General features: G+C 68.7%; 18 protein-coding genes. 8 read left to right on the forward strand and 10 right to left on the reverse strand.

Annotated features, from left to right (window positions below):
* Positions 1-3 precede the first annotated feature (3 nt).
* Together ybiB and leuA are read left to right on the forward strand one after the other, a co-directional pair.
* Positions 4-978: a DNA-binding protein YbiB gene (gene ybiB / locus GQ57_RS26705; RefSeq protein WP_034199505.1), complete on the forward strand. Its 975-nt coding sequence runs from the start codon at positions 4-6 to the stop codon at positions 976-978.
* Between the two features lie 370 nt (positions 979-1,348).
* Positions 1,349-2,995, forward strand: a complete 1,647-nt coding sequence (leuA, locus tag GQ57_RS26710) for a 2-isopropylmalate synthase (protein WP_034199481.1) — start codon at positions 1,349-1,351, stop codon at positions 2,993-2,995.
* Positions 2,996-3,138: 143 nt separating this feature from the next.
* Here the strand turns inward: leuA and GQ57_RS26715 are convergent, their stop codons facing one another.
* Both GQ57_RS26715 and GQ57_RS26720 read right to left on the reverse strand, forming a co-directional pair.
* Positions 3,139-3,522, reverse strand: coding sequence for a nuclear transport factor 2 family protein (locus GQ57_RS26715; protein WP_031401286.1), 384 nt, complete (start codon positions 3,520-3,522; stop codon positions 3,139-3,141).
* Positions 3,523-3,567: 45 nt separating this feature from the next.
* Positions 3,568-4,137 (reverse strand): acyloxyacyl hydrolase, encoded by a 570-nt coding sequence (locus GQ57_RS26720; protein WP_034199482.1) that lies wholly within the window; start codon positions 4,135-4,137, stop codon positions 3,568-3,570.
* Positions 4,138-4,496: 359 nt separating this feature from the next.
* Between GQ57_RS26720 and rpoH the strand changes: the two genes are divergently transcribed.
* The 6 genes from rpoH (at position 4,497) to GQ57_RS26750 (ending at position 12,015) form a co-directional block, all read left to right on the forward strand.
* A complete protein-coding gene (rpoH, locus tag GQ57_RS26725) occupies positions 4,497-5,432 on the forward strand; it encodes an RNA polymerase sigma factor RpoH (RefSeq protein WP_031401288.1) in 936 nt (311 codons plus the stop codon).
* Positions 5,433-5,779: 347 nt separating this feature from the next.
* Positions 5,780-6,064 carry a cytochrome oxidase putative small subunit CydP gene (gene cydP, locus GQ57_RS26730; protein ID WP_031401289.1) on the forward strand — a complete coding sequence of 95 codons (285 nt, stop codon included), beginning with the start codon at positions 5,780-5,782 and terminating at the stop codon, positions 6,062-6,064.
* The gene (locus tag GQ57_RS26735) at positions 6,054-7,634 is read left to right on the forward strand and encodes a cytochrome ubiquinol oxidase subunit I (protein WP_031401290.1); all 1,581 of its coding nucleotides are present in this window, start codon (positions 6,054-6,056) and stop codon (positions 7,632-7,634) included. The genes cydP and GQ57_RS26735 overlap by 11 nt, the downstream gene beginning before the upstream one ends.
* Before the next feature lie 31 nt (positions 7,635-7,665).
* On the forward strand, positions 7,666-8,802 hold the full coding sequence (gene cydB / locus GQ57_RS26740; protein ID WP_031401291.1) for a cytochrome d ubiquinol oxidase subunit II: 1,137 nt from the start codon (positions 7,666-7,668) through the stop codon (positions 8,800-8,802).
* Positions 8,803-8,856: 54 nt separating this feature from the next.
* A complete protein-coding gene (cydX, locus tag GQ57_RS38540; protein WP_031401292.1) occupies positions 8,857-8,973 on the forward strand; it encodes a cytochrome bd-I oxidase subunit CydX in 117 nt (38 codons plus the stop codon).
* Between the two features lie 549 nt (positions 8,974-9,522).
* Positions 9,523-12,015: a family 20 glycosylhydrolase gene (locus tag GQ57_RS26750; RefSeq protein ID WP_034199484.1), complete on the forward strand. Its 2,493-nt coding sequence runs from the start codon at positions 9,523-9,525 to the stop codon at positions 12,013-12,015.
* 156 nt (positions 12,016-12,171) lie between these two features.
* Here the strand turns inward: GQ57_RS26750 and nagE are convergent, their stop codons facing one another.
* From nagE to imuA, 8 genes are all read right to left on the reverse strand, one after another.
* Positions 12,172-13,926, reverse strand: a complete 1,755-nt coding sequence (gene nagE / locus GQ57_RS26755) for an N-acetylglucosamine-specific PTS transporter subunit IIBC (RefSeq protein WP_034199485.1) — start codon at positions 13,924-13,926, stop codon at positions 12,172-12,174.
* 87 nt (positions 13,927-14,013) lie between these two features.
* Positions 14,014-16,611: a phosphoenolpyruvate--protein phosphotransferase gene (ptsP, locus tag GQ57_RS26760; protein WP_034199486.1), complete on the reverse strand. Its 2,598-nt coding sequence runs from the start codon at positions 16,609-16,611 to the stop codon at positions 14,014-14,016.
* Between the two features lie 15 nt (positions 16,612-16,626).
* Complete coding sequence (locus tag GQ57_RS26765; RefSeq protein ID WP_031401296.1) at positions 16,627-17,634, reverse strand: SIS domain-containing protein; 1,008 nt, start codon at positions 17,632-17,634, stop codon at positions 16,627-16,629.
* Positions 17,627-18,730, reverse strand: a complete 1,104-nt coding sequence (nagA, locus tag GQ57_RS26770; RefSeq protein WP_031401297.1) for an N-acetylglucosamine-6-phosphate deacetylase — start codon at positions 18,728-18,730, stop codon at positions 17,627-17,629. Before nagA ends, GQ57_RS26765 begins: the two co-directional genes overlap by 8 nt.
* A gap of 89 nt (positions 18,731-18,819) precedes the next feature.
* Entirely contained in the window at positions 18,820-19,554 is a 735-nt protein-coding gene (locus tag GQ57_RS26775) for a GntR family transcriptional regulator (protein ID WP_034199487.1), read from the reverse strand.
* A gap of 313 nt (positions 19,555-19,867) precedes the next feature.
* The gene (locus GQ57_RS26780; RefSeq protein ID WP_034199488.1) at positions 19,868-23,071 is read right to left on the reverse strand and encodes an error-prone DNA polymerase; all 3,204 of its coding nucleotides are present in this window, start codon (positions 23,069-23,071) and stop codon (positions 19,868-19,870) included.
* Positions 23,072-23,077: 6 nt separating this feature from the next.
* Positions 23,078-24,589: a Y-family DNA polymerase gene (locus GQ57_RS26785; RefSeq protein ID WP_034199489.1), complete on the reverse strand. Its 1,512-nt coding sequence runs from the start codon at positions 24,587-24,589 to the stop codon at positions 23,078-23,080.
* Complete coding sequence (gene imuA / locus GQ57_RS26790; RefSeq protein ID WP_031401301.1) at positions 24,522-25,229, reverse strand: translesion DNA synthesis-associated protein ImuA; 708 nt, start codon at positions 25,227-25,229, stop codon at positions 24,522-24,524. Before imuA ends, GQ57_RS26785 begins: the two co-directional genes overlap by 68 nt.
* Positions 25,230-25,388 lie beyond the last annotated feature (159 nt).

A 25,388-nucleotide genomic window follows, 5' to 3' on the forward strand; every position in this document is an offset into this window, starting at 1 on the left:
CCGATGACCGCCTCCCCCGCCCCCGCAGCCGTTCCGTTCCCGTGCGCCCGCTTCATCAAGGAAATCGGCCGCGGCCCGCACGGCGCGCGCGCGCTGTCCGCCGAGGATACCTACGCGCTCTATCGCGCGATGCTCGACGGACGCGTGTCGGACGTGGAACTCGGCGCGATCCTGATCGCCTATCGGTTGAAGGGCGAATCCGCCGACGAACTGGCAGCGATGCTGGCCGCCGCGCAAGCGTCGTTCGAGCCGGTGCACGTGCGGGACGCCGCGTTTCGTCCCGTGTCGATCCCGAGCTACAACGGCGCGCGCAAGCAACCCAACCTCGTGCCGCTGCTTGCGCTGCTGCTCGCGCGCGAAGGCGTGCCGGTGCTCGTGCACGGCGTCGAGCGCGATCCGGGCCGCGTGACCAGCGCCGAGATCTTCTCGGCGCTGTCGCTCGCGCCGTCGACGTCGCACGATGCGATCGAGGACACGCTCGCCGAGCGCCGCGTCGCCTTCGCACCGATCGAGGCGCTGGCGCCGCGCATCGCGCGCCTGCTGGCGATGCGCGGCGTGCTCGGCGTGCGCAACTCGACGCACACGCTCGTGAAGATCCTGCAGCCGTTCGCGCCGGCCGGCCTGCGGCTCGTCAACTACACGCATCCGCCGTACCGCGACAGCCTCGCGCAGCTGTTCCGCGATCATCCGGACGCCGCGCAGGGCGGCGCGTTGCTTGCGCGCGGCACCGAGGGCGAAGCCGTCGCCGACACGCGGCGCCAGGTGCAGGTCGACTGGCTGCACGACGGCGTGTGCGACACGCTGATCGAGGCCGAACGCTCGTCGGCCGATGCGCTGCCCGTCGCGCTGCCCGAATCGCGCGATGCGGCGACGACGGCGGCATGGACGGACGCCGTGCTGCGCGCAGAGGTGCCGGTGCCCGACACGGTTGCGCGACAGGTCGAGACGATCGTGCGGATCGCCCGCATCGCGCGTTGACGGCGCGCCGGGCTCGAGCGCCGGGCATTTGACAGGCGCCCGCATCCTGGCATAGAGTTGTCGCCATGCGTTCCTTTCCGAACACCCTCCGAATTACCTCCGGCCGCCTAGCGCGGCCGCTATCGCTACGACTAGCCTAAGGCTTTCGTAGCGCCGTGTGCTGTCCGCACGGTCCCTTCCAGCAGTTCCGCAGTTCCCCTCTCGCCGTTTTTACAACCCGAAGTCGTCAGCATTCGTCCGTCTATCCGTCGGTCGATTCGCGAAGATCATCCGTATCCGCAGCGCGATCGCGCGCCGCGGTGCGAGGCAGCGCCAACCGTCGCCCATGCCGCCCGTCTTCGCTCGCGACTTGAGACCCGAGGTCCAGAAGATGATGCGCAATCCGCAAGACAAGTACCGCCCGTTCGAGCCCGTCCGCCTCAATGGCCGCAAATGGCCGTCGCGCACCATCGAGCGCGCGCCCGTCTGGATGAGCACCGACCTGCGCGACGGCAACCAGTCGCTGATCGAGCCGATGAGCATCGAGCAGAAGCTCGCGTTCTTCGACATGCTGGTCGAGATCGGCTTCAAGGAGATCGAGGTCGGGTTTCCGTCGGCGTCGCAAACCGACTTCGATTTCGTCCGCAAGCTGATCGACGACAAGCGGATTCCCGACGACGTGACGATCGAGGTGCTCGTGCAATCGCGCGAGGACCTGATCGCCCGCACGTTCGACGCCCTCGAAGGCGTGCCGCGCGCGATCGTGCACCTGTACAACGCGGTCTGCCCGTCGTTCCGCCGCATCGTGTTCGGGATGTCGAAGGCCGACGTGAAGGCGCTCGCGGTCGACGGCACGCGCATCATCAAGGCGCACGCCGCCGCGCGCCCCGAGACGCACTGGACCTTCCAGTACTCGCCGGAAACCTTCAGCATGACCGAGCTGACGTTCGCGCGCGAGATCTGCGACGCGGTCGCGCAAACCTGGCGCCCGACCCGCGACCACAAGATGATCGTCAACCTGCCGGCCACCGTCGAAGCCGCCAGCCCGAACGTGTTCGCCGACCAGATCGAATGGATGGACCGCAACCTCGCGTACCGCGACAGCATCGTGCTGTCCGTCCATCCGCACAACGATCGCGGCACCGCGGTCGCCGCGGCCGAACTCGCGCTGCTCGCCGGCGCCGACCGTATCGAAGGCTGCCTGTTCGGCAACGGCGAGCGCACCGGCAACGTCGATCTCGTCACGCTCGCGCTGAATCTCTACACGCAGGGCATCGACCCGGGCCTCGATTTCTCCGACATCGACGCGGTGCGCCGCGTCGTCGAACGCTGCAACCAGATTCCCGTGCATCCGCGCCATCCGTACGCGGGCGACCTCGTCTTCACCGCGTTCTCGGGCTCGCACCAGGACGCGATCCGCAAGGGCTTCGCGCAGCAGCGCCCCGATTCCGCCTGGGAAGTGCCGTACCTGCCGATCGATCCGGCCGACGTCGGCCGCGGCTATGACGCGGTGATCCGCGTCAACAGCCAGTCCGGCAAGGGCGGCGCGACGTTCCTGCTCGAACGCGGGATGGGGTTCACGCCGACGCGCCGGGTGCAGATCGAATTCAGCCACGCGGTACAGACGCTCGCCGACGCGTCCGGCGAGGAAGTGACGGGCGACGCGATCTGCACGCTGTTCGCCCGGGAATTCTTCGAGACCGACGGGCCGGCCGCGCGTCACGGCGGCGGCGCGCGCTGGCGGAACCGCGAAATCGCGGCGGCGCCGGCGGCCGACGGGTCGCCCGAAGACGCCGTGCGACGTTTGGCCGCGGCATTCGCGGCGGCCGCCGGCGTCGCGATCGAGGTCGCCTCGTGCGAACACGCGCGCACGAAGGACGGGCGAAGCGCGGTATCGGTCGGGTGCCGGGTCGGCGATGCGCCGTCGCGGCACGGCGTCGGCCTGCATGCCGATGCATCGAGCGCGGCGCTCGACGCGGTCGTCAGCGCGATCAACCGCTCGGCCTGGCATTGCGCGGATCGCCGCGCGGCGGCCTGAGCGCCAGGCCCCGAATCAGGGTTCGAATATCAGCGAACGGAGCGCGACCGCCCGTGCGCCGCGCGATCCGCGCCGCACGAGGCAGCAAAAAGCGGCCCAGAAGGCCGCTTCGGTCGGGACATGAAAAGGGGCGCCATGCGCGCTCATGTCTCGGTCGCGCAGCGGGTCGCCTGCCAGGCGAGCAAGCACCAGCGGCCCTGCTCGTGAGTGTGGACGGACGTATAGGCAATCGGGAAGACCAGGCCGCCGTTGTTCGTTTCCATCTCGATCAGCGCACGCCCGGTGACGACGCAGGTCTCGCCGCCGACGGGCAGCAGATCCTGCGACTGGACCTCGATCTGGCGATAGCGGCGGCGTCCGGCGACGATGGCATCGATAAACTGCTGCTTGGTTTCGCGTTTGCCGTTGGTGTGCACGAAGAACACCTTGTCCGACAACAGCGCGTCGAGCGCTTCGCCGTCCCCGTCCACCATCGCCCGGAACCGATCGCGCTCGAGCGCGCGGATCGCATCGACCAGCTTCGCCATCGCCTGACTCCTCGGCAACGCGCCCGCCTTGCGCGGGCGGGCCGATCAGAAGTTGTACTGCACGTAGAACTGGTGGAAATTTACCCCAGGATTCGGCTCTTTGATACCCGCGTTAGACACATGTTGAAAACGGTAACCGACCTGATACTGTTGCCGTTCTCCGAACTGTGCGCCGACGCCGGCGGTGGGCGCGAACTGGAACGCGGTCGACAGCGAGAAGTGGTCCGAGATCGTCGGGTGCGTCAGCAGCCGGACGCCGCCGCCGGCCTCGATGAACGGGCGGATCGGCCCGGCGCTCTTGATGAAGCGGAACAACGGCGTCACGCCGAATTCGCCGATGTTGCCGTGGACGTTGCCGCCCGTGTGCCAGTAGCCGGCGTGCCCTTCCACCACGAAGGCGAAGTGCCAGCCGCCGATTTCCCACCAGTTCCAGCCCGGATCCCACACGACGCCGAGATCGGCCTTGTCGATTCCGTGGCGATCCGAAAAGCCGCCGCCCGCCTGAATTCCCCACCGATCCGCGAGTGCCGCACCCGATCCGCCGAGAAGGGACGCTGCCAGCATCGCATGCAGCGCAAGCCGGCTGCAGGGCCGGCGATTCTTCTTATTGTTCATCTGTCACTCCAACTTTGTGGGTTGAATGGAGCCTGCCGCTTCGGCCGGCTCGAGCGAACTGAATGGTATGGTAAAGGACTTTTCGGATCGGCATCACCAAGCGAAATGGCTTCCTTCCAAAACGACAAAAATCGAAATCGTCTACTGATTACCATCAGAAACAACGGCTTACGGAACTTCGGCTCACCCTCTCTGTCGCAAAGTAGACTATCGGCTCGACAATTCCAATAGAAAAACGGGAACTCCGATGTCCACGCCCGCTCTAAGGAATTAGCACTCGGATTGCGGGAGTGCTAAGATGGCCCACGGAATCTCATTCGAGACCGGGGGTTTGTCCCTGATTCCAAAGGAGTTTTTTAGTGAGCAACGCCCTGACCCTCCCGAACACCCTGAGCCCGACGCCGGCCAAGGCCGAATCGGCAGGCTCGCTGGCGCTCGCAGCACAATCGATGTTGCCCGGCCAGCTCGGCAACATCGACGCGTACATCCAGGCCGTCAATCGCATTCCGCTGCTGACGGCCGAAGAGGAACGCCAGTACGCGACCGAATTTCGCGAACACAACAACCTCGACTCGGCGCGCCGCCTCGTGCTGTCGCACCTGCGGCTCGTCGTGTCGATCGCGCGCAACTATCTCGGCTACGGGCTGCCGCACGGCGACCTGATCCAGGAAGGCAACATCGGCCTGATGAAGGCCGTGAAGCGTTTCGATCCGGCCCAGAACGTACGTCTCGTGTCGTACGCGATCCACTGGATCAAGGCCGAGATCCACGAGTACATCCTGCGCAACTGGCGCATGGTGAAGGTCGCGACGACGAAGGCGCAGCGCAAGCTGTTCTTCAACCTGCGCAGCCACAAGAAGGGCATGCAGGCGATGACGCCCGAGGAAATCGACGGCCTCGCGCAGGAGCTCAACGTCAAGCGCGAAGACGTGACCGAAATGGAAACGCGCCTGTCGGGCGGCGACATCGCGCTCGAAGGGCAGGTGGAAGATGGCGAGGAGTCGTACGCGCCGATCGCCTACCTGGCCGATTCGCACAACGAGCCGACTGCCGTGCTCGCCGCGCGTCAGCGCGACACGCTGCAGACCGACGGCATCGCGCAAGCGCTCGATGCGCTCGACGCACGCAGCCGCCGCATCATCGAGGCGCGCTGGCTGCATGTCGACGACGACGGCTCGGGCGGCTCGACGCTGCACGATCTCGCGGCCGAGTTCGGCGTGTCGGCGGAACGCATCCGCCAGATCGAAGCGAGCGCCATGAAGAAAATGCGCACCGCACTCGCCGAATACGCGTAAAGCCCGGCGATTTAGAGCGAATCATCGAAAACCGCTGCCCGACCGGCAGCGGTTTTTTTTCGGCCTTTTTTCGCGCTTTTCATTTCGCTCTCCGTTCATTGTCGGTCGATTAATTGACCTGATTCGTCAGGTAATACGCCATTTGCGGCCCCCTTCCGCATAACCTTGATCTGCCTCAAATCCGGGCCCGTGTTTCGCGACGGTCTGCCGCAGCGCAGCACTCGGCATCGGAAAGCACTCCTTTTAAAATTGGCATGTCAGGCGCAAAAGGATTAAAACAGCTTCACGGCCGTCATAAATCCAACGTAAAGTCGCCCCCCAAAACCGCCTTAAATCGATTCAGGATAATCGCCTTGATCTCGATCAATAAAGAGCCTGCGCCGCCTCCCGCGCGGCCGGCCGGCACGATCGGCTGGCGCGCGCGCATTGCCGCATGGGCACGCGGCCCGACCCTCGCCCGCGACATCACGCTGGTGCTGATCGTCAAGCTGATCCTCTTGATGTCGCTCAAATACGCATTCTTCAATCATCCGCAGGCTGAGCACATGTCGCTGCCGCCTGCCGCCGTCGCCGAGAAGCTGCTCTCGGTACCGGCGCCTGTATCTACCGAGGGAGACCACCATGATAAGTAGCGAAGTCGTCGATCTGTCGCGTCTGCAGTTCGGCATCACGGCGCTCTACCATTTCCTGTTCGTGCCGTTGACGCTCGGCCTGTCCTGGCTGCTCGTCATCATGGAAGCCGTCTACGTGATGACCGGCAAACAGGTGTACAAGGACATGACCCAGTTCTGGGGCAAGCTGTTCGGCATCAACTTTGCGATGGGCGTGACGACCGGCATCACGCTCGAATTCCAGTTCGGCACGAACTGGTCGTACTACTCGCACTATGTCGGCGACATCTTCGGCGTGCCGCTCGCGGTCGAAGGCCTGATGGCGTTCTTCCTCGAGTCGACGTTCGTCGGCCTGTTCTTCTTCGGCTGGAACCGGCTGTCGAAGGTCAAGCACCTGCTCGTCACGTTCCTCGTCGCGCTGGGCTCGAACCTGTCCGCGCTCTGGATCCTCGTCGCGAACGGCTGGATGAACAACCCGGTCGGCGCCGAGTTCAACTACCAGACGATGCGCATGGAGATGACGAGCCTGTTCGACGTGCTGTTCAACCCGGTCGCACAGGTGAAGTTCGTGCACACGGTGTCGGCCGGCTACGTGTCGGCGGCGATGTTCGTGCTCGGCGTGTCGTCGTGGTACCTGCTGAAGAAGCGCGACGTCGACTTCGCGCTGCGCTCGTTCGCGGTCGCGGCCGGCTTCGGCCTCGCGGCGACGCTCTGCGTGATCGTGCTCGGCGACGAGTCGGGCTATACGACCGGCGAAGTGCAGAAGATGAAGCTCGCCGCGATCGAATCCGAATGGGAAACGCAACCGGCGCCCGCCTCGTTCACGCTGATCGGCATTCCGAACCAGAAAGAACAGCGCACCGACTACGCGATCAAGATCCCGTATGCGCTCGGCCTGATCGCGACGCGCTCGATCGACGAACCGGTGATCGGCCTGCGCGATCTCGCGAAGCATAGCGAGGAGCACATCCAGAGCGGGATGATCGCGTACGGCGCGCTGCAGAAGATCAAGGAAGGCGATACCAGCGCGGCAACGCACGAACTGTTCGACCAGCACAAGCAGTATCTCGGCTACGGGCTGATGCTCAAGCAGTTCACGCCGAACGTGGTCGATGCGACGCCGGAGCAGATCAAGGCCGCCGCGAAGAAGACGATCCCGCCGGTCGCGCCCGTGTTCTTCTCGTTCCGGATCATGGTGGCCCTCGGCTTCCTGTTCGTCGCGACGTTCATTGCCGCGTTCTGGTTCTGCGCGCGCCGCGAACTGCTGCAGGACAACCGCCGCTGGTTCCTGCGCTACGCGGTGTGGGCGATCCCGCTGCCGTGGATCGCGATCGAATTCGGCTGGGTCGTCGCCGAGCTCGGCCGCCAGCCGTGGACGATCGCCGGCGTGCTGCCGACGCACCTGTCCGCGTCGAGCCTGACGCCGACCGACCTGTACCTGAGTCTTGCGGGCTTCATCCTGTTCTATACCGCACTGTTCGTCATCGAGATCAAGCTGATGTTCAAGTACGCGCGTCTCGGCCCGTCGTCGCTGCATACCGGCCGTTACCACCACGAACTCGCGGCCGCCAGCGAGCGCGCCCCGGCTTGAGCACGCAACCGAAACGGAACAAGGAATCGCTATGGACTATGCAACTCTCAAGCTGATCTGGTGGCTGCTCGTCGGCGTGCTGCTGATCGGCTTCGCCGTCACCGACGGCTTCGACATGGGGGCGACCGCGCTGCTGCCGTTCCTCGGCAAGACCGACGACGAGCGCCGCATCATCATCAACACCGTCGGCGCGACGTGGGAAGGCAACCAGGTGTGGCTGATCACGGCCGGCGGCGCGATGTTCGCCGCGTGGCCGCTCGTCTACGCCGCGTCGTTCTCCGGCTTCTACTTCGCGATGCTGCTCGTGCTGTTCGCGCTGTTCTTCCGGCCGGTGGGCTTCGACTACCGCAGCAAGCGGCCCGACCCGCGCTGGCGCGCGGGCTGGGACTGGGGCCTGTTCGTCGGCGGCTTCGTGCCGGCGCTCGTGTTCGGCGTCGCATTCGGCAACCTGCTGCAAGGCGTGCCGTTCCAGTACGACAGCGACCTGCGCGTCACCTACCACGGCAGCTTCTGGGCGCTCCTGAACCCGTTCGCGCTGCTGTGCGGGCTCGTCAGCCTGACGATGCTCGTCGCGCACGGCGCCGCGTTCATCCGGATGAAGACCGAAGGCGTGATCGCACGCCGCGCGTCGATCGCCCTGCGCGTGTCGTCGTTCCTCGCGGTCGTGCTGTTCGTGCTGGCAGGCGTGCTGGTCGCGTCGTATATCGGCGGCTTCCACATCACGCACGCCGCGCCGACCGACACCGTCGCGAATCCGCTGCTCAAGGACGTCGCCGCCGGCTCGGGCCTCTGGCTCGCGAACTACGGCGAGTTTCCGTGGATGATCGCGGCGCCCGTCGTCGCGATCGCGGGCGGCCTGCTCGCACTGCTGCTCGCCGGCTCGAAGCAGGAAAAGACGGCGTTCTTCTGCACGGGGCTGATGATCACCGGCGTGATCCTCACCGCGGGCTTCTCGATGTTCCCGTTCATCATGCCGTCGTCGCTCGACCCGCGCAGCAGCCTGACCGTGTGGGATTCGACGTCGAGCCACATGACGCTGCAGGTGATGCTGTTCGCGGTGATCGTGTTCCTGCCGCTCATCCTGCTCTATACGAGCTGGGTGTATCGCGTGATGCGCGGCAAGGTCACGCGCGAGGTGCTCGAAGAGAACAAGCATTCGATGTATTGAACCGGGCCGGGGCGCGCAGGCGCCCCCGTCCACCGTTTCGCAAGGAGTCGGATCATGTGGTATTTCAGCTGGATTCTCGGTATCGGCGTCGCGCTGTCGTTCGGCATCGTCAATGCGATGTGGCTCGAAGCGCGGCAGAAGACGCAGGAAGCACGCGCCGGCCGCGACTGACGCATGCGGCCGGTCACGCCGCGGCCGCCCGCAACGAACCTCGCCTCGCGCGAGGTTTTTTTTCGTCCCGGCCGGCCGGACAGGTCGCGCGAATCGATGCCAATTTAGCGCCAGATTGATACCACTTGAATACCAATAAAAGGTTTCATATGATCTTTTGACACGGCCGCAGACAGGCCGAATCCATCTGGGTGGGGGAGACATGCGCATCCCGTGTGAGGCGCGCGCCTGCGCGCCGTGTCGACGTCCGCGCGCGACGGCGCCCGCCGCCGCGATCGCGCGCGGCCGGCCGAATGCCGCCGCTTGCGACCGCCTCGCCGCCACGGCGCTTGCCGCGCGCAGCCGATGAGCACGCATCCGCCGCCCCGCCGATCCGATCGGCACGCCTGCCCGCCTCCCGTTCCGTAACGCACGCCCCCGCGTGCCGCCTGCGCGCGGTGCGGCCGCATCGCCCCGCACGCAGGCATCTCCCGCAGCTCCGTAGAAAGACCCGACCGCAGCGACGTCGTCCATCGACGCCGCCATGCCCACTTTTTTTAAGGAGTTCGAATGAAACGCACCTTGCCATGCCTTCTTGCCGGCCTGCTGATCGCGGCGGCGCCGCCCGCCTCGATCGGCGCCCAGCCGGCGTCGGCCGCGCCCGGCGCGACCGCTCGTGCCGCGCTGCCCGCCACACCGCCCGCAGCAGCCGCGAGTCTCGCGGCGCTGCTGTCGAACGGCCTCGCGTTGCGCGTCGCCGTCGACAACAACCACGCGGCCGCGGCGGGCGTACCGTGCGCCGACCTCGGCGCCGACGGCGCGGCCTGCGCGACGGGCCGCCTGATCCTGCAGAACCGCGGCCACCAGGCGATTGCCGACGGCGGCTGGAAGCTCTATCTGCACAGCATCCGCCGCCTGCTGCGGATCGACCGTCCGGGCTTCGCACTACGGCGGCTCACCGGCGACCTGTACGAACTGACGCCGCAGCCGGGCTCGGTGCGGCTGGCGCCCGGCGAGCGCATCGAGCTGCCGTTCGTCGCCGAATACTGGCTGCTGCGCTACAGCGACGTGATTCCGCGCCCGTACGTGGTCGTCGACGGCGCGCCGCCCGCCGTGCTCCGCTACAACGACACCGACGACGAGCTGCGCTACGTCGAATCGCTGCCGGCCGACGCGCAGAACAACTCGACCGGCAATGCGCCGCCCGTGGCCGCGCGGCCCGATGCGAGCCGCACGCTGCCGAGCGCGAAGCGCCAGCAGGCGCTGCCCGGCACGCTCGACCTGCGCGGCGTCGAACTCGCGCTGCCGGACCTGCCCGACGCGCAGGTCGCGGCGCTGCGCGAACGCGCGGCGACACTCGGGCTCGACGGCGCGGGCATGCCGGTGCGGGGCGCCGTCGCGCCGCGCCGGCTGCCCGCCGACATCGCGACGCCCGGCGGCTACCGGCTCGCGATCGGGCCGCGCGGCGCATTCATCGAAGCATACGATCGCGCCGGCCTCTACTACGGCGTGCAGACGCTGTTCTCGCTCGCGCCCGCCGGCGGCGGCCCGATTCCGGCGATGCTGGTCGAGGACGCGCCGCGCTTCACGCATCGGGGAATGCACGTCGATCTCGCACGCAACTTCAAGCACCCGGCGACGTTGCGCCGCCTGATCGACCAGATGAGCGCGTACAAGCTCAACCGGCTGCACCTGCATCTGTCCGACGACGAAGGCTGGCGCATCGAGATTCCCGGCCTGCCCGAGCTGACCGAAATCGGCGGGCGCCGCTGCCACGACCCGAGCGAGACGCGCTGCCTGCTGCCGCAACTCGGCTCCGGCCCCGACAACCGTTCGGGCGGCGGCTACCTGACGCGCGACGATTACGTGGCGCTGGTGCGCTACGCGGCCGCGCGTTTCGTCGAGATCATCCCCGAGATCGACATGCCCGCGCACGCGCGTGCCGCCGTCGTGACGATGGAGGCGCGTTACCGGCGGCTCCATGCGGCCGGCCGCGAGCAGGAAGCGAATGCGTACCGGCTGCTCGATCCGCAGGACACGTCGAACCTGACGACGGTGCAGTTCTACGACCGGCGCAGCGACCTGAATCCGTGCGTGCCCGGCGCGCTCAATTTCGCGTCGAAGGTGATCCGCGAGATCGCGGCGATGCATGCGGACGCGCAGGCGCCGCTGCACGTCTGGCATTACGGCGGCGACGAGGCGAAGAACATCTTCCTCGGCGCGGGCTTCCAGCCGCTGAACGGCACCGACCCGGGCAAGGGGCGCATCGATCTCGCCGCGCAGGACAAGCCGTGGGCGCGTTCTCCCGCGTGCGCGGCGCTGCTCCGGCGCGGCGAGATCAAGTCGATCGACGAGTTGCCGACGCGCTTCGCGACACAGGTGAGCGCGGCGGTCAACGCGAACGGGATCGACACGATGGCCGCATGGCAGGACGGTATCAAGCACGCAAGCGGGCCGCAGGACTTCGGCACGCGCCACGTGATGGTGTCGTTGTGGGACACGATCTTCTGGGGCGCATCGGACAGTGCGCGCGACCTGAGCGGCAAGGGCTACCTGACGGTGCTCGCGCTGCCCGACTACCTGTACTTCGACTTTCCGTACACGCTCAACCCGCGCGAGCGCGGCTACTACTGGGGTTCGCATGCAACCGACGAGTACAAGGTGTTCTCGCTCGCGCCCGAGAACCTGCCGCAGAACGCCGAGGTGATGGGCGACCGCGACGGCAATGCGTTCGAGGTGACGGGCACGGGCCCCGCGCCGCGCATCGAAGGGATGCAGGGGCAGGCCTGGGGCGAGGTGATGCGCAACGGCACGTTCCTCGAATACATGGCCTATCCGCGGCTGCTCGCGCTCGCCGAGCGCGCGTGGCATCGCGCCGACTGGGAGCTGCCGTATGCGGCCGGCGTGCGCTACAAGCGCGGCGACACGCATCACGTCGACATGGCCGCATTGCAGCGCGACTGGGCCGGCTTCGCGACGCTGCTCACGCAACGCGAATTGCCGAAGCTCGACCGGGCCGGCGTCGGCTACCGGAAGCCGACCTTCACGCTGACGAACCCGTGAGCGGCTGAGCGGCCGGGCCGACGGGCAACGCGCGATGCGCACGCGTCGCGCCGTCGCCCGCCCCGAAACAAAAACGGCTTGCGACACATCGCAAGCCGTTTTTCGTGTTGCCGGCCGACCCGGATCCGCCGCGCGGATCGGGCCGGCTTCACCGCATCAGGCCGGTTGTACGGCGGCCCCGCTGCCCGACGGCGGCAGGCGCGCGCCGAGCTGTTCGGCGTAACGCGCGGCCGCGTTGCCGCAGACGATGTGGAACGTGTCGAGCGACACCCACGCGACATCGAGCGTGCCGAGACGATCGCGATCGACCGCCGACGGATCGCGGACGACGACGCGCAGGCGCGTGGTCGCGACCGCGTCGAGCGACGCGACGTTGGTCGCACCGCCGAACACCGCGAGCCAGCGGGCCGGTTCCGGATCGAGCGGGCCGGCGGACGCGCCCGTGACGGGCTGCGAGGCGGCGGCCGTGCCCGTCGACGCGGCGCCCGCTGCCGCGCCGATCGCGACACGCATCTCGTCGGCAATGATGTCTGCCTCGGGCCCGATGATCACCTGCACGCTGTTGCCGCCGCGCTTGAGCACGCCGCGCGCGCCGATCGATTTCAGTTCCGGCTCCGACACCTTGTCCGGATCGACGACGGTCAAACGCAGGCGTGTCGTGCAGGCGTCGACGACCGACAGGTTGCCCGCCCCGCCGAGCGCGGCGATGTAGCGTTGCGCGCGCGGCGCGGCAGCCGTCGCGGCCGGCGCGACGAAGCCGCCCGATGCGTCCGGTTCCGCGGCCGCATCGGCCGATGCCGGCTCACGGCCCGGCGTCGCCATGTTGAACTTGCGGATGAAGAAGCGGAACAGCCCGTAGTACGCGACGCCATATGCCACGCCGAGCGGAATCGCGATCCAGCCCTTCGTCGACAGCCCGTAGTTCAGCACGTAGTCGATCGCGCCGGCCGAGAACGTGAAGCCGAGCTTCACGCCGAGGATCTGGCAGATTGCGAGCGACAGCCCCGTCAGCACCGCGTGGATCACGTACAGCACCGGCGCGAGGAACATGAAACTGAATTCGATCGGCTCGGTCACGCCGGTCAGGAACGACGTGAGCGCCATCGAGAACAGCAGGCCGCCGACCATCGCGCGGCGCTCCTTCGGCGCCTCGTGCAGCATCGCCAGACACGCGGCCGGCAGGCCGAACATCATGATCGGGAAGAAACCGGCCATGAAGGTGCCCGCGGTCGGGTCGCCCGCGAAGAAGCGGTGCAGGTCGCCGTGCACGATGTCGCCGCCGGCGGGCGGCGTGAAGTTGCCGAACACGAACCACGCAAGCGAGTTGATGATGTGGTGCAGGCCCGTGACGAGCAGCAGGCGGTTCAGGAAGCCGAACACGAACGCACCGACCGCGCCCGCCGTCGTCAGCCACTGGCCGGCCGCGTCGATCGCATGCTGGACCGGCTGCCACACGTACCCGAACGCGATGCCGAGTATCACGCAGACCAGCCCCGTGATGATCGGCACGAAGCGTTTGCCGCCGAAGAACGCGAGGTAGTCCGGCAGCTTGATGTCCTTGTAGCGGTTGTACAGCAGGCCCGCGACCACACCCGCGATGATCCCGGACAGCACGCCCATGTTCAGCTTGGGATCGATGTCCTTCATGATCGCGGTTTCGATCAGGTAGCCGATCGCACCCGCGAGCGCCGCAACGCCGTTGTTGTCCTTCGCGAAGCCGACCGCCACGCCGATCGCAAACAGCAGCGGCAGGTTGTCGAAGATCGCGCCGCCCGCATCCGCGATCATCTTGATGTTGAACACGTCCGGCTGGCCGAGTCGCAGCAGGATGCCGGCGACCGGCAATACCGCGATCGGCAGCATCAGTGCCCGGCCCAGGCCCTGTATTTTCAGAAACGGATTCCCGTTCATTCAGTCCTCCAATCCTTGTCTCGTCATTAATCGTCGTTGAGCTGATTGCTTTCGTAGTGAAACGGGCCGCGAACCTGCCGTCGACGTTCAGTCGAGCGGCCAGACCTCGCGGCTTGCTGCCCTTACCGCCTGCGCCGAATCGAGCGCGAGCAGATCCTGCGCACGCTGACGGCACAGCTGGTAATCGAGGCGACGCACACGCGCCTTGATGCCCGGCACCGATACCGGGTCGACCGACAGCTCGGTCACGCCGAGGCCCACCAGGACCGGCACCGCGAGCGGATCGCCGCCGAGCGCGCCGCATACGCCGACCCACTTGCCGTGCTTCGCGGCGCCGCGCACCGCGATGTCGATCAGGCGCAGCACGGCCGGATGCAGGCCGTCGGACTGCGCCGCCAGGTCGGCCTGGCAGCGATCCATCGCGAGCGTGTACTGCGTCAGGTCGTTGGTGCCGATCGACAGGAAATCCGCGTGCTGCGCGAGCTGGTCGGCCAGCAGCGCGGCCGACGGCACCTCGATCATCACGCCGACCTCGATCGGCTCGGTACGGCCCTGCGCGCGCGCGAATTCGTCGATGCGCTTGCGCAACCGCACGAGTTCGCCCACGTCGGTCACCATCGGCAGCAGGATGCGCACCGCGCCGTACGGCTTCACCGCGAGCAGGCCCTGCAACTGGTCGTCGAGCAGATCGGGGCGCACCTGCGCGAGGCGGATGCCGCGCAGGCCGAGCGCCGGATTCGGTTCGGGCGGCAGCGTCAGGTAGTCGACCTCCTTGTCGGCGCCGACGTCGAGCGTGCGGATGATCGCCGTGCGGCCTTGCAGCGCGTCGACGATCGACTGGTAGCTCTGCTGGTGCTCGACCACCGTCGGCGCGACCTGGCGATGAATGAACATCAGCTCGGTGCGCAGCAGGCCGATCGCATCCGCGCCGTTGTCGACCGCGGTGTGCGCGTCGTCGAGCGTCGCGATGTTCGCGGCCACCTCGATCGCGCGGCCGTCGACCGTCGCGGCCGCCGAACCGGCCTGTTGCCGGTTCGCCTCGCGCACCCCGTCCAGGCGCTGGCGCTCGTGCCGCGCGCGCTCGACGTCGAGCGCGGTCGGCGCATGTTCGAGCCGGCCCGCGCTCGCGTCGACGACCACCTGCGTGCCGTCCGGAATCGCGTACAGCGCGTCGCCGACCGCGACCAGCGCCGGGATGCCGAGCTGCCGCGCGATGATCGCCGCGTGCGACGTCGCGCCGCCGCGCGCCATCACGAGCGCGGTCACGCGCTGGCGATCGAGCGACGACAGATCCGACGGCGTGAATTCCTCGGCCGCGAGCACCGCCTCGTCGGGCAGCGCACGCGCCGCGCCGTTCGTATGGCCGAGCGCGCGCAGCACGCGCTTCTCGATGTCGCGCAGGTCGGCCGCGCGTTCGGCGAGCAGCGCGTCGTCGAGCTTCGACAGCGTGTCGATCTGCGTGCGGATCGTCGCGCGCCACGCGAACCCCGCGCTCTTGCCGAGGCTGATCAGGTCGCGCGCCGCGTCGATCAGCGTCGGGTCTTCCAGCAGCACGCGATGCACCGCGAAGATGCCCGCTTCGCCCACCGCGCCGCGCGCCGAAGCGTTGCGCACCGTTTCGTCGAGTTCGCCGTCGACGGCCTTCAGCGCCTGATCGAGGCGGCGGCTTTCCGCCGCCGGCGTGCCGGACGCCTGCTCGGGCGGCACGATTTCCGCATCGTCGAGACGCACCAGCGTGCCGACCGCGATGCCGGGCGCCGCGCACACGCCCGCAAGCGTGTGCGGATCGAGCGGCGCGCCGTCGCGCGGGAGCCCGGCGTTGCGCACGACCGCCTGCGGCGCGGGCGACTTCAGTCGCGCCGGCTGTTCGTCGACCTCGCCGTGCGCCGCGCGCAGCAGCTCGTGCTCGACCGCATCGACGGCCTGCTGCGCGTGCGCGCCGCGGCCGACGAGAACGACCGTCGCGCCTTCGCCGGCGCCGAGGCCGAGCAGGCCGACCACGCTCGCGATCGACGCCTGGCGGCCATCGAACAGCACGTCGACGGACGCGTCGAACCCGCGCACGGCTTCGCGTGCCCGCGCGGCCGGCCGCGCATGCAGGCCGCCCGGCTGCGCCAGCACGATTTCGCGGCGCACCTCGTTGATCGCCGCCGCGCCGGCTTGCGCCGCGTGCGCGGCCGCGTCGCCCCGGCCGCGCAGCACGAGCAGCGGCGTCTTGCCGGCGGTCGCGAAACCGTCGGCGCGGTCGACGACCTCGAACGCATCGGAGTTCGCGATCGCGATCACCGACACGAGCGAGTGCGCGCCGCGCGCGACCGCGTCCTGGTCGAATTCGATCAGCAGGTCGCCCGCCTCGACGTGCGCGCCGGCCTCGACGTGCGGGGCAAAGCCCTGCCCGTCCAGCTCGACGGTGTCGATGCCGATGTGCAGCAGCACTTCCGCGCCTTGCGGCGTCGTGATCGTCACCGCATGGCCCGTGCGCGCGAGATGCGACACGACGCCCGCGCACGGTGCGACGAGCTGGCCCGCGAGCGGGTCGATGCCGATGCCGTCGCCGAACATCCCGCCGGAGAACACCGGATCGGGCACGTCGGCCAGCGCGACGATCGGCCCCGTCAGCGGGGCAAGCAGGACGATCTGATCATGGGTGGGGCTCTTCAACTGGGATTCCTCGGCGCGTCTCATCGGCTGTCTCGGCTATCAGTGCGTTTCGGTAACTTTGTTCAGGTGGCGCGGCGTATCGGGATTGCGGCCGCGCGCGACGGCGAGATCCGCCGCCATCACGTAAAACGAAAGAATGGCGGCGATCGGGTCGAGCGCCGGATGGGCCGACTGGGCGAGCGGCAGCGTCGCGCCGGGCGTGCCGGCGGGCGCCGCGAGCAACACGGCCGCGCCGCGGGCGCGCATGTCGTCGGCCAACTGCAGCAGGCCGGCCTGCTCGGGCCCCGGCGGCGCGAACACGAGCAGCGGATAGTCGCGGTCGATCAGCTCCATCGGGCCGTGACGCACTTCGGCGCTCGAGAATGCCTCCGCCTGGATGCCGGAGGTTTCCTTCAGCTTCAGCGCGGCTTCCTGCGCGATCGCGAGGCCGAGACCGCGGCCGATCACGATCATCCGCTCGACGCCCGACAGCGCGGCGACCGCCGGCGACCAGTCGAGCCGGCCGGCCTGCGCGAGCACGTCGGGCAGGCCGCGCAGCGCGGTCATCAGCGCGGCGTCGCGCTGCCAGTAGGCGACGATCTGCGCGGACAGCGACAGCATCGCGATATAGCTCTTCGTCGCGGCGACCGACAGTTCGGGGCCGGCGAGCAGCGGCAGCTGGTGTTCGCACGCATCGGCGAGCGGCGACGGCAGCACGTTCACGGCGGCGACGGTGCGCGCGCCGGCTTCGCGCAGCGCGGCCATCGTATTGACGAGATCGGGGCTCTTGCCCGACTGGGAGAACGCGATCGCGAGCTGGTCCTGCACCTTCAGCGGCGCTTGCTGCAGCGTCGCGACCGACATCGGCAGCGACGCGACCGGCACGCCGAGGCGGCTCATCGTCAGGCTCGCGAAATAGCTCGCGGCGTGATCCGAGCTGCCGCGCGCGACCGTCAGCGCGACGGCCGGCGGGTGATCGAGCAGTTGGCCGGCGAGCGCTTCGACGCGCGTGGTGTCGGCGAGTTGCGCGGCGACGACCTGGGCGGACTCGCGCGCTTCCTTAAGCATATTCGACAATCGATTCTCCTTCGACGTAGGTCGCGGTGAGGTTCAGGTCGCGGTCGAACACCGCGAGGTCGGCCCATGCGCCGCGCTCGAGGCGGCCGCGATCGGTGACGCCGAGGTAGTCGGCCGCATAGCGCGACATCCGGTTCGACACGTCGGCGATCGGCAGGCCGAGCGATACGAGATTGCGCAGCGCCTGGTCCATCGTCAGGGTGCTGCCGGCGAGCGTGCCGTCGGCGAGCCGCACGCCGCCGAGGCACTTCGTCACGTGCTGGCTGCCGAGCCGGTATTCGCCGTCGGGCATGCCCGTTGCGGACGTGCTGTCGGTCACGACGTACAGGCGCGGGATCGCGCGCAGCGCGGCACGAATCGCGCCCGGGTGCACGTGCAGCAGATCCGGGATGATCTCCGCATATTCGGCATGCGCAAGCGCCGCGCCCACCAGGCCCGGGTTGCGGTGATGCAGCGGCGACATCGCGTTGAACAGGTGCGTGAAGCCGCACGCGCCGTGCTTGAGCGCGGCGACGGCGTCGTCGTAGGTCGCGAGCGAGTGGCCGAGCTGCACGCGCACGCCGCGCGCGGCCATCTCGCCGATGATCTCGATGTGGCCGGCGATTTCCGGCGCGAGCGTGACGACGCGGATCGGCGCGATCGACAGGTACTTCAGCACTTCGTCGAGCACGGCCGACACGGCCGCGTCGGGCTGCGCGCCGAGCTTGCCGGGGTTGATGTACGGGCCTTCGAGATGCACGCCGAGCACGCGCGCGCCGCCCGGCGTGCGGGTACGTGCGACCGTGCCGAGGTTCGCGACGACCTGCATCAGTTCGTCGCGCGGCGCGGTCATCGTCGTCGCGAGCAGGCTCGTCGTGCCGTATTGCGCGTGCGTGCGGGCGATCGTCTCGATCGCGTCGCCGCCTTCCATCACGTCGGCGCCGCCGCCGCCATGCACGTGCAGGTCGATGAAGCCGGGCAGGATGTACGGCGCGTCGTTCTTCGCGGGATCGACGGGCTTGCCGTCGAGCGTGGTGATGCGGCCGTTCTCGCTATCGATCGAGCCGTGAATCCAGCCGTCGGGGGTCAGGATGTTTCCAGTCAGCATGACGTTCTCTTGATGATCTGGTGACGCGTACATCCGCGTCGTGATTTGCAAATTCGTGTCGTTGCTTCGCGCGCGGGCAGTCTCGCGCGTCAGCGTTTCAGTTCGGCGACGAAGTCGTAGTAGTCGTCGCGGCAATACGTTTCGGAAAGTTCGATCGCGCGCTGGTCGGCGCCATAGCCGATCCGCGTGATCACGAGCAATGCCGAGCCCGGCTTCACCGCCATCCATTTCGCGATCGCGTGCGTCGCATTCGCCGCGCGAAAGTGCTGCAGCGCGCGCACGACGGTCATCCCGCGCGCCTCGAGGTATTCGTACAGCGACGCGCCGAGCACCTGCGGATCGGGCACCACCGCGGCCGGCAGCGTCGAATGCTCGACGGCCATCACGATGCCGTCCGCGCGACGCAGCCGTTCGAGCCGCGCCACCGTCGCGCCGGGCGCGAGGCCGAGATGCGTGATCTCGTCGCGGTTCGCGGCGCGCAGCGCGCGCGACAGCCACACCGAATCGGGCACGAAGCCGCGCTGCCGCATCTTCGCGGTGAAGCCGACGAGACGCGACAGCGGATCGGCGACGCGCGGCGTGATGAAGCTGCCCGCGCCGCGAGCCCGCTTGATCAGCCCCTGTTCGACCAGCAGCATCAGGGCGCGGCGGGCGGTGATCCGCGACACGCCGACCGACGCCGACAGCAGCCGCTCCGACGGCAACGCCTCGCCGGCCCGCCACGCGCCGGCGTGAATCGCGCTCGCCAGGTTGCGGGCAAGCTGCAGATAGAGCGGCGTGTCGCTGAGGGGATCGGGCGCCAGTTCGGACCAGCCGGTTTCCATGTGCCTCCAGGTGTCGGACGACGACCTCGGGCCGTCGAAAGTGAACGCATTATATAACCACCATAATACCAGTCAACGAACTGGTATTAGCCGTGCGAAAATCGCCGAAAGCCTTGTCGGACAAGCGTTTTAGCCTCGACAAAGCCTTTGTTTACAAAGCAGTACAGGATAGGGATTTACCCGGAGTGGTATGCAAGGGGACAGTTCCTGGGCGCGTCCGTGCCGGGTTTCAACGGCAAATACGAGACCGGAATAGAACCAGTTGAGCCGACTGGTATGCACCTGCGGAAGGGGCGCCGGCACGCTGCGCTCGTCAGTGGAACTCGCGGCTCGACGTGCGCAGACCGCCGAGCAGCGGCGTCAGATCCTCGAAATGCTGCGCGACGAGGTGCCTCACGTCGCTCGCGACCTGCCATACGCCCGACGCCGCGAGCAGCCGCGAATCGAGGGTTTCGCGGCGCTGCCGCGCGAGCAGTTCGGGCCGGACGATCACGTTCACGCAGCCGGTTTCGTCCTCGAGCGTCATGAACATCACGCCTTTCGCGGTGCCCGGCATCTGCCGCGCGGTCACGAGCCCGCACGCGCGTGCGAGCCGGCCGTCGGGGCGATCGTGCAGTTCCGCGGCGGACGACAGCCGCCGCGCGCGCAGCGCGGATCGCAGCAACGCGACCGGGTGGCGGTTCAGCGTGAGGCCGGTGGTGTGATAGTCGGCGAGGATGTCGTCGGCTTCCGACGGCGCGCCGAGCGTGGGCTTCTCCGCCTCGTCGATCGGCGCGGCGGCGAGCAGGTCGCGCTCCGGCGCCGCGGCGACGGCCTGCCACAGCGCGTCGCGGCGATGGCCCGCGAGCGTTGCCAGCGCGTTCGCGGCGGCCAGCGCTTCGAGGTCGCGGCGCTCGAGCCCTGCGCGGCGCGCGAGGGTGTCGACGTTGTCGAACGGGCCGGCCGCGCGCGCGGCTTCGATGCGGCGCGCGGCGGCTTCGCCGAGCCCGCGGACGAGCGACAGGCCGAGCCGCACGGCGGGTTGCCCGTGTGGCGGCGGCTGGCCGGGCAGTGCCTCGAGCGACGCTTCCCGGTTGCTTTGCGTCACGTCGATCGGCAGGACCTGCACGCCGTGACGCTTCGCGTCCTGCACGAGTTGCGACGGCGGGTAGAAGCCCATCGGCTGGCTGTTCAGCAGCGCGGCGAGGAAGATCGCCGGTTCGTGGCATTTGAGCCAGCTGCTCGCGTAGGCGAGTTTCGCGAAGCTTGCCGCATGGCTTTCGGGGAAACCGTAATCGCCGAAGCCCTTGATCTGCTCGAAGATCTGTTCGGCGAAGTCGGAGGGGTAGTCGCGCTCGCGCATCCCGTCGACGATCTTGCGGTGATATTTCTCGAGATTGCCCTTGCGCTTCCATGCGGCCATCGCGCGACGCAGTTCGTCCGCCTCGCCGGGCGTGAAACCTGCCGCGATCATCGCGATCTGCATGACCTGTTCCTGGAAGATCGGCACGCCGTACGTGCGAGCGAGCGCAGGCTTCAGATCCTCCTTCGGATAACTGACCTTCTCGATTCCCTGACGCCGCTTCAGGTACGGATGCACCGCCCCGCCCTGGATCGGCCCCGGCCGCACGATCGCGACCTCGATCACCAGATCGTAGTACGTGCGCGGCCGCAGGCGCGGCAGCATCGACATCTGCGCGCGCGATTCGATCTGGAATACGCCGACCGTGTCGGCGCGGCAAATCATGTCGTAGGTCGCGTCATCGTCCTGCGGAATGTGTTTCAGCGTGAACGGCTCGCCGCCCGGCTCCGGCGGCCCGCGCCACGCGGTGCGCATGTCGAATGCGCGATGCAGCGCGGACAGCATGCCGAGCGCCAGCACGTCGACCTTCATCAGTCCGAGCGCCTCGAGATCGTCCTTGTCCCACTGGATCACGCGCCGCCCGTCCATCGCGGCGTTTTCGACCGGGACGAGCCGCGTGAGCTTGCCGCGGCTGATCACGAAACCGCCCGAATGCTGCGACAGGTGGCGCGGGAAGTTGAGCAGCCGCGCGGCGAGCCGGGCCCACGCCTGGATCAGCGGTGTCTGGGGATCGAGCCCGATCGTCACGAATTGCTGAAGCAGGTCGCGACTGCCGTCGAACCAGCGATGCCCCTTCGCGACGCGATCGATCAGCATCGGATCGACGCCGAGCGCCTTGCCGGTTTCGCGCAGCACGCCGCGCGGGCGATAGGTCGACACGGCGGCCGCGAGTGCCGCGCGGTCGTGCCCGTATTTTTCGTAGATGTGCTGAATCACCTCTTCCCGGCGCTGATGTTCGAAGTCGACGTCGATGTCGGGCGGCTCGCCGCGCTCCGCGCTGATGAAGCGCTCGAACAGCATCGTGCTCTGCTCCGGATTCACCTCGGTGATGCCGAGGCAATAACAGACGACCGAGTTCGCGGCCGAGCCTCGGCCCTGGCACAGGATGTTCCGGCTGCGCGCGTACTTCACGATGTCGTAGACGGTCAGGAAGAACGGTTCGTAGCGCAGTCTTGCGATCAGGTCGAGCTCATACCGGATCTGCTTCGCCACTTTCTCCGGAATGCCGTTCGGATAGCGCCCGGCCGCCCCGGCCCGGGTTTCCTGTTCCAGATAGCTGGTTGGCGTGAGCCCCTTCGGCACGATTTCGTCGGGATACTCGTAACGCAGCGAATCGAGTTCGAAATGACACGCGTCGAGAATCGCGCACGTCTGCGCGATCTCGTCCGGCGCAAACAGCTGCCCGATCCGCCCGCGCGAGCGCAGATGCTGCTCCGCGTTCGGCGCGAGCGCATAGCCGCATTCCGACACCGGCAGCCCGACCCGGATCGCCGTCATCACGTCCTGCAGTTCCTTGCACGAGCGCCGGTGCATCGTCACGTCGCCGAGCGCGACGACACCCACGCCGCGCCGCTCGCCCGCGGCACGAATCTCCTCGCGTTGCGCGCCGTCCAGCGCGCGCTGCAGTTGCACGAGCCCGAGCCGCGCACGCTCGCCAAACGTCGCGCGACACCACGCGACCTGCGCCTCGAGTACGTCGGCGCGCACCGGATACGCGGGCACGAGAATCGCGAAGCAGTCGGACACGCCGCGCAAGTGCGCAAACTTCGCCGGTGGCGCGGACAGCATCCGCGGCGTCAGCGTGTAGGCGCCCTTCGGCGATTCCATCCGCCGCCACGAAATCAGCTCGGACAGGTTGCCGTAGCCCTCGCGGTTCTGCGCGAGCAACACGAGCCCGAACGCGCCGGGCCCCGGATCGTGGCCCGGCGCGACCTCGTCGGGCGTGACGTCGAAATACGAACCGACGACGAGCGGCAGCCCTTTCGCCTTGGCCGCGACATGCATGCGCGCTGCGCCGGCGAGCGAGCATTCGTCGGTGATCGCGATCCCGCGATAGCCGAGTTCGGACGCGCGCTCGACCAGTTCCTCCGCATGCGATGCGCCATGCAGGAACGAGAAATTCGAGCGGCAGAACAACTCCGCGTAATCGGGCAACCAGCTGAATTCCGCCACCATCGCCGCTCACCCGAACAGGCCGTGCAGGAACCAGCGCGGCTCGGCGTCGCTCCCCGCCCGCTCCCGGAACACCCAGTAGCACACGCCGACCTCGTCCTGTGCGACATGGTAATCGCGCGCGACGAGCCGGCCGTCGAACCACCCCGCCTCGATCCGCTCCGTCGACGACATCATCCTGAGCGGCGTATGAAAGACCGGCCGGTTCTCGCGCATCAACAGCGGCAGCGGTTCGGCCAGCAGCCATGCGGGCCTCGGCGGCACCGCCGGCGGCCCGCCGGCCGGCTTGCCGGCCTGCGCATCGAGCGGCAGCCAGCGGTTCCCGGCCTCGGGCCGGTGATCGGCGACGGGCGCCGCGCGCAGCACGTTCTCCGCGCCGAGCCGCGCGATCAGCAGCTCGAACAGCCGCGCCCGCGTCTCGCGCGTACCGCCCGGCTCGGGGAAAAGATCGTCGGCCGGCGGCGCGACCGATTCGACGCGCGTGGCCGTCAGACGCACCGCGATCACCGCGGCCGGCAACTCGACGCGCGCGAGCCGCTCGCCGAGCAGCCGCATGAAATGCGTTTCGTCGCGCACGGGGGCGGCGAACGCGAGCGCGAGCGGCGTCGGCGGCACGGCCTGGCGGCCGCGCTCGTGCTCGAGATCGAACGTCATCGCCGCCAGCGACAGTTGCCGCGCGGCCAGCCAGCCGCAGAGCTGCACGACGAGCCGGCGCGCGGCGAACAGCACGGCTTCCGCGTATTCGACGCGCTCCGGCAATTCGAGCCGCACGTCGAACACAGGCGGCACGGCCATCCACGCAAGCGGCTCGACCGCGTCGCCGTACGCGCGATCGAGCGCGGCCAGCAACGCGGGGCCGCAACGGCGCTGCAGCCCCGCGCGCGGCAGGCGGCGCAGGTCGGCGAGCGTGCGGCAGCCGAGGCCGTCGAACCAGCCCGCATACGGACGCGCATCGGGCAGCAGCACGCAGGGCAGCCGGTCGAGCGAACGGACGAGCGAGGGCCCGCTCGCGATGCGGCGCCGGATGCGCGCACGCGCCGACGTACGCGCGAGCAGCCACGCGCCGCGCCCGGTCGGCGCGGCGGACAGGCGCGCCGCATAGCCGAGCGCCGCGAGCGTCGCGCGCACCTGGCGGCACAGCGACGGCAGGCCGCCAAACAGGCGCAGGCTCGGGCCGACGTCGACGATCAGCGTGGCTTCGTCGTCGAGCGCGACGCACGGCGAGAAGCGCAGCAACGCGAGCGCGACCGCGCGCAGCGCATCGGCCTCGCGCGCGGGATCGCGTTCGACGAGCCGGGTCGCGGGCGCGAGCGTCAGCACGCCGCCGCGCTTCATGCCCGCGCGCACGCCATGCCGGCGCGCGGCCGCGTCGGCGATCAGCACGGCGCCCTGTTCGAGCACCGCGCAGCCCGCGCCGCCGCCGTCCGCATCGTCCGCATCGTCCGCCGCGCCGTCAGACGGCGGCGGGGCGCACACGTCGAGCGGCAGGCGCGGCAGATGGATGCCGAGCAAGACGCGCATAGCGGCTCTCCACGATGGGCGACGGCAAATCGAGCACGAGCGGCTCGCCGCGCGCGGGCCCGCGGCGCTTGACGAGATCGAGCGACACGCCGCCCGGCACCGGATGCAGCGCGACGCGCAGCACGGCCGGCGACGGCTGCCGTGCGGCCGACAGCGGGCGCAGCATCACGAACAGCGTGTCGCCCGTGCGCGCGGCCGCGAGATGCAGGCGCCGCAGCGCATCGGGCCGCGGGTCCTGCCAGAGCAGGAGCGCGCCGCAACAGCCGGTCTTGAGCGCCTGCTCGGCGGCCCACAGCGCATCGGTGCGGCTGCCGGCGCGCAGCCACAGCAGCGCGTCGGCCGGCACACCGAGACTGGCGAGCGCGGTCGCATGCGGCGCTTGCGGCGGCGCGACGAGCGCGAGCGGACGCCGCGCGCTGACGGTGCGCGCAAGCGCGGGTGCAAGCAGCCGCATCTCGCCGCAGCCCGGCTGCGCGGCCAGCAGTTCGACGAGCCCGCCGACCGGCCAGCCGCCGCCCGGCAACTCGGCCGACAGCGATGCGAAGCCGGTCTCGATCGTGCGCGGACCGCCGCGCGCGAGCTGCGAGCCGCGCCAGAGCGACGGATGAAGGGATTCGGGAGAAATGGAGGATGCGAGCATGACGCCACCCACAACTGTATGGATATACAGTATATGGTAATGCGCCTGCGTCGCACAGCGCCGGTGCGAAACCGGTTTTCGTCAGAGGAAAATCTGCGGAGAACCCGGCGCGGCCGTCATGTTACCCCGCGCCGGGGCGTGCATGCCCGAGCGCATCCG

Origin of the sequence: Burkholderia sp. MSh2 (assembly GCF_000731655.1) — a bacterium.
Classification (GTDB): Bacteria; Pseudomonadota; Gammaproteobacteria; order Burkholderiales; family Burkholderiaceae; genus Burkholderia; species Burkholderia paludis.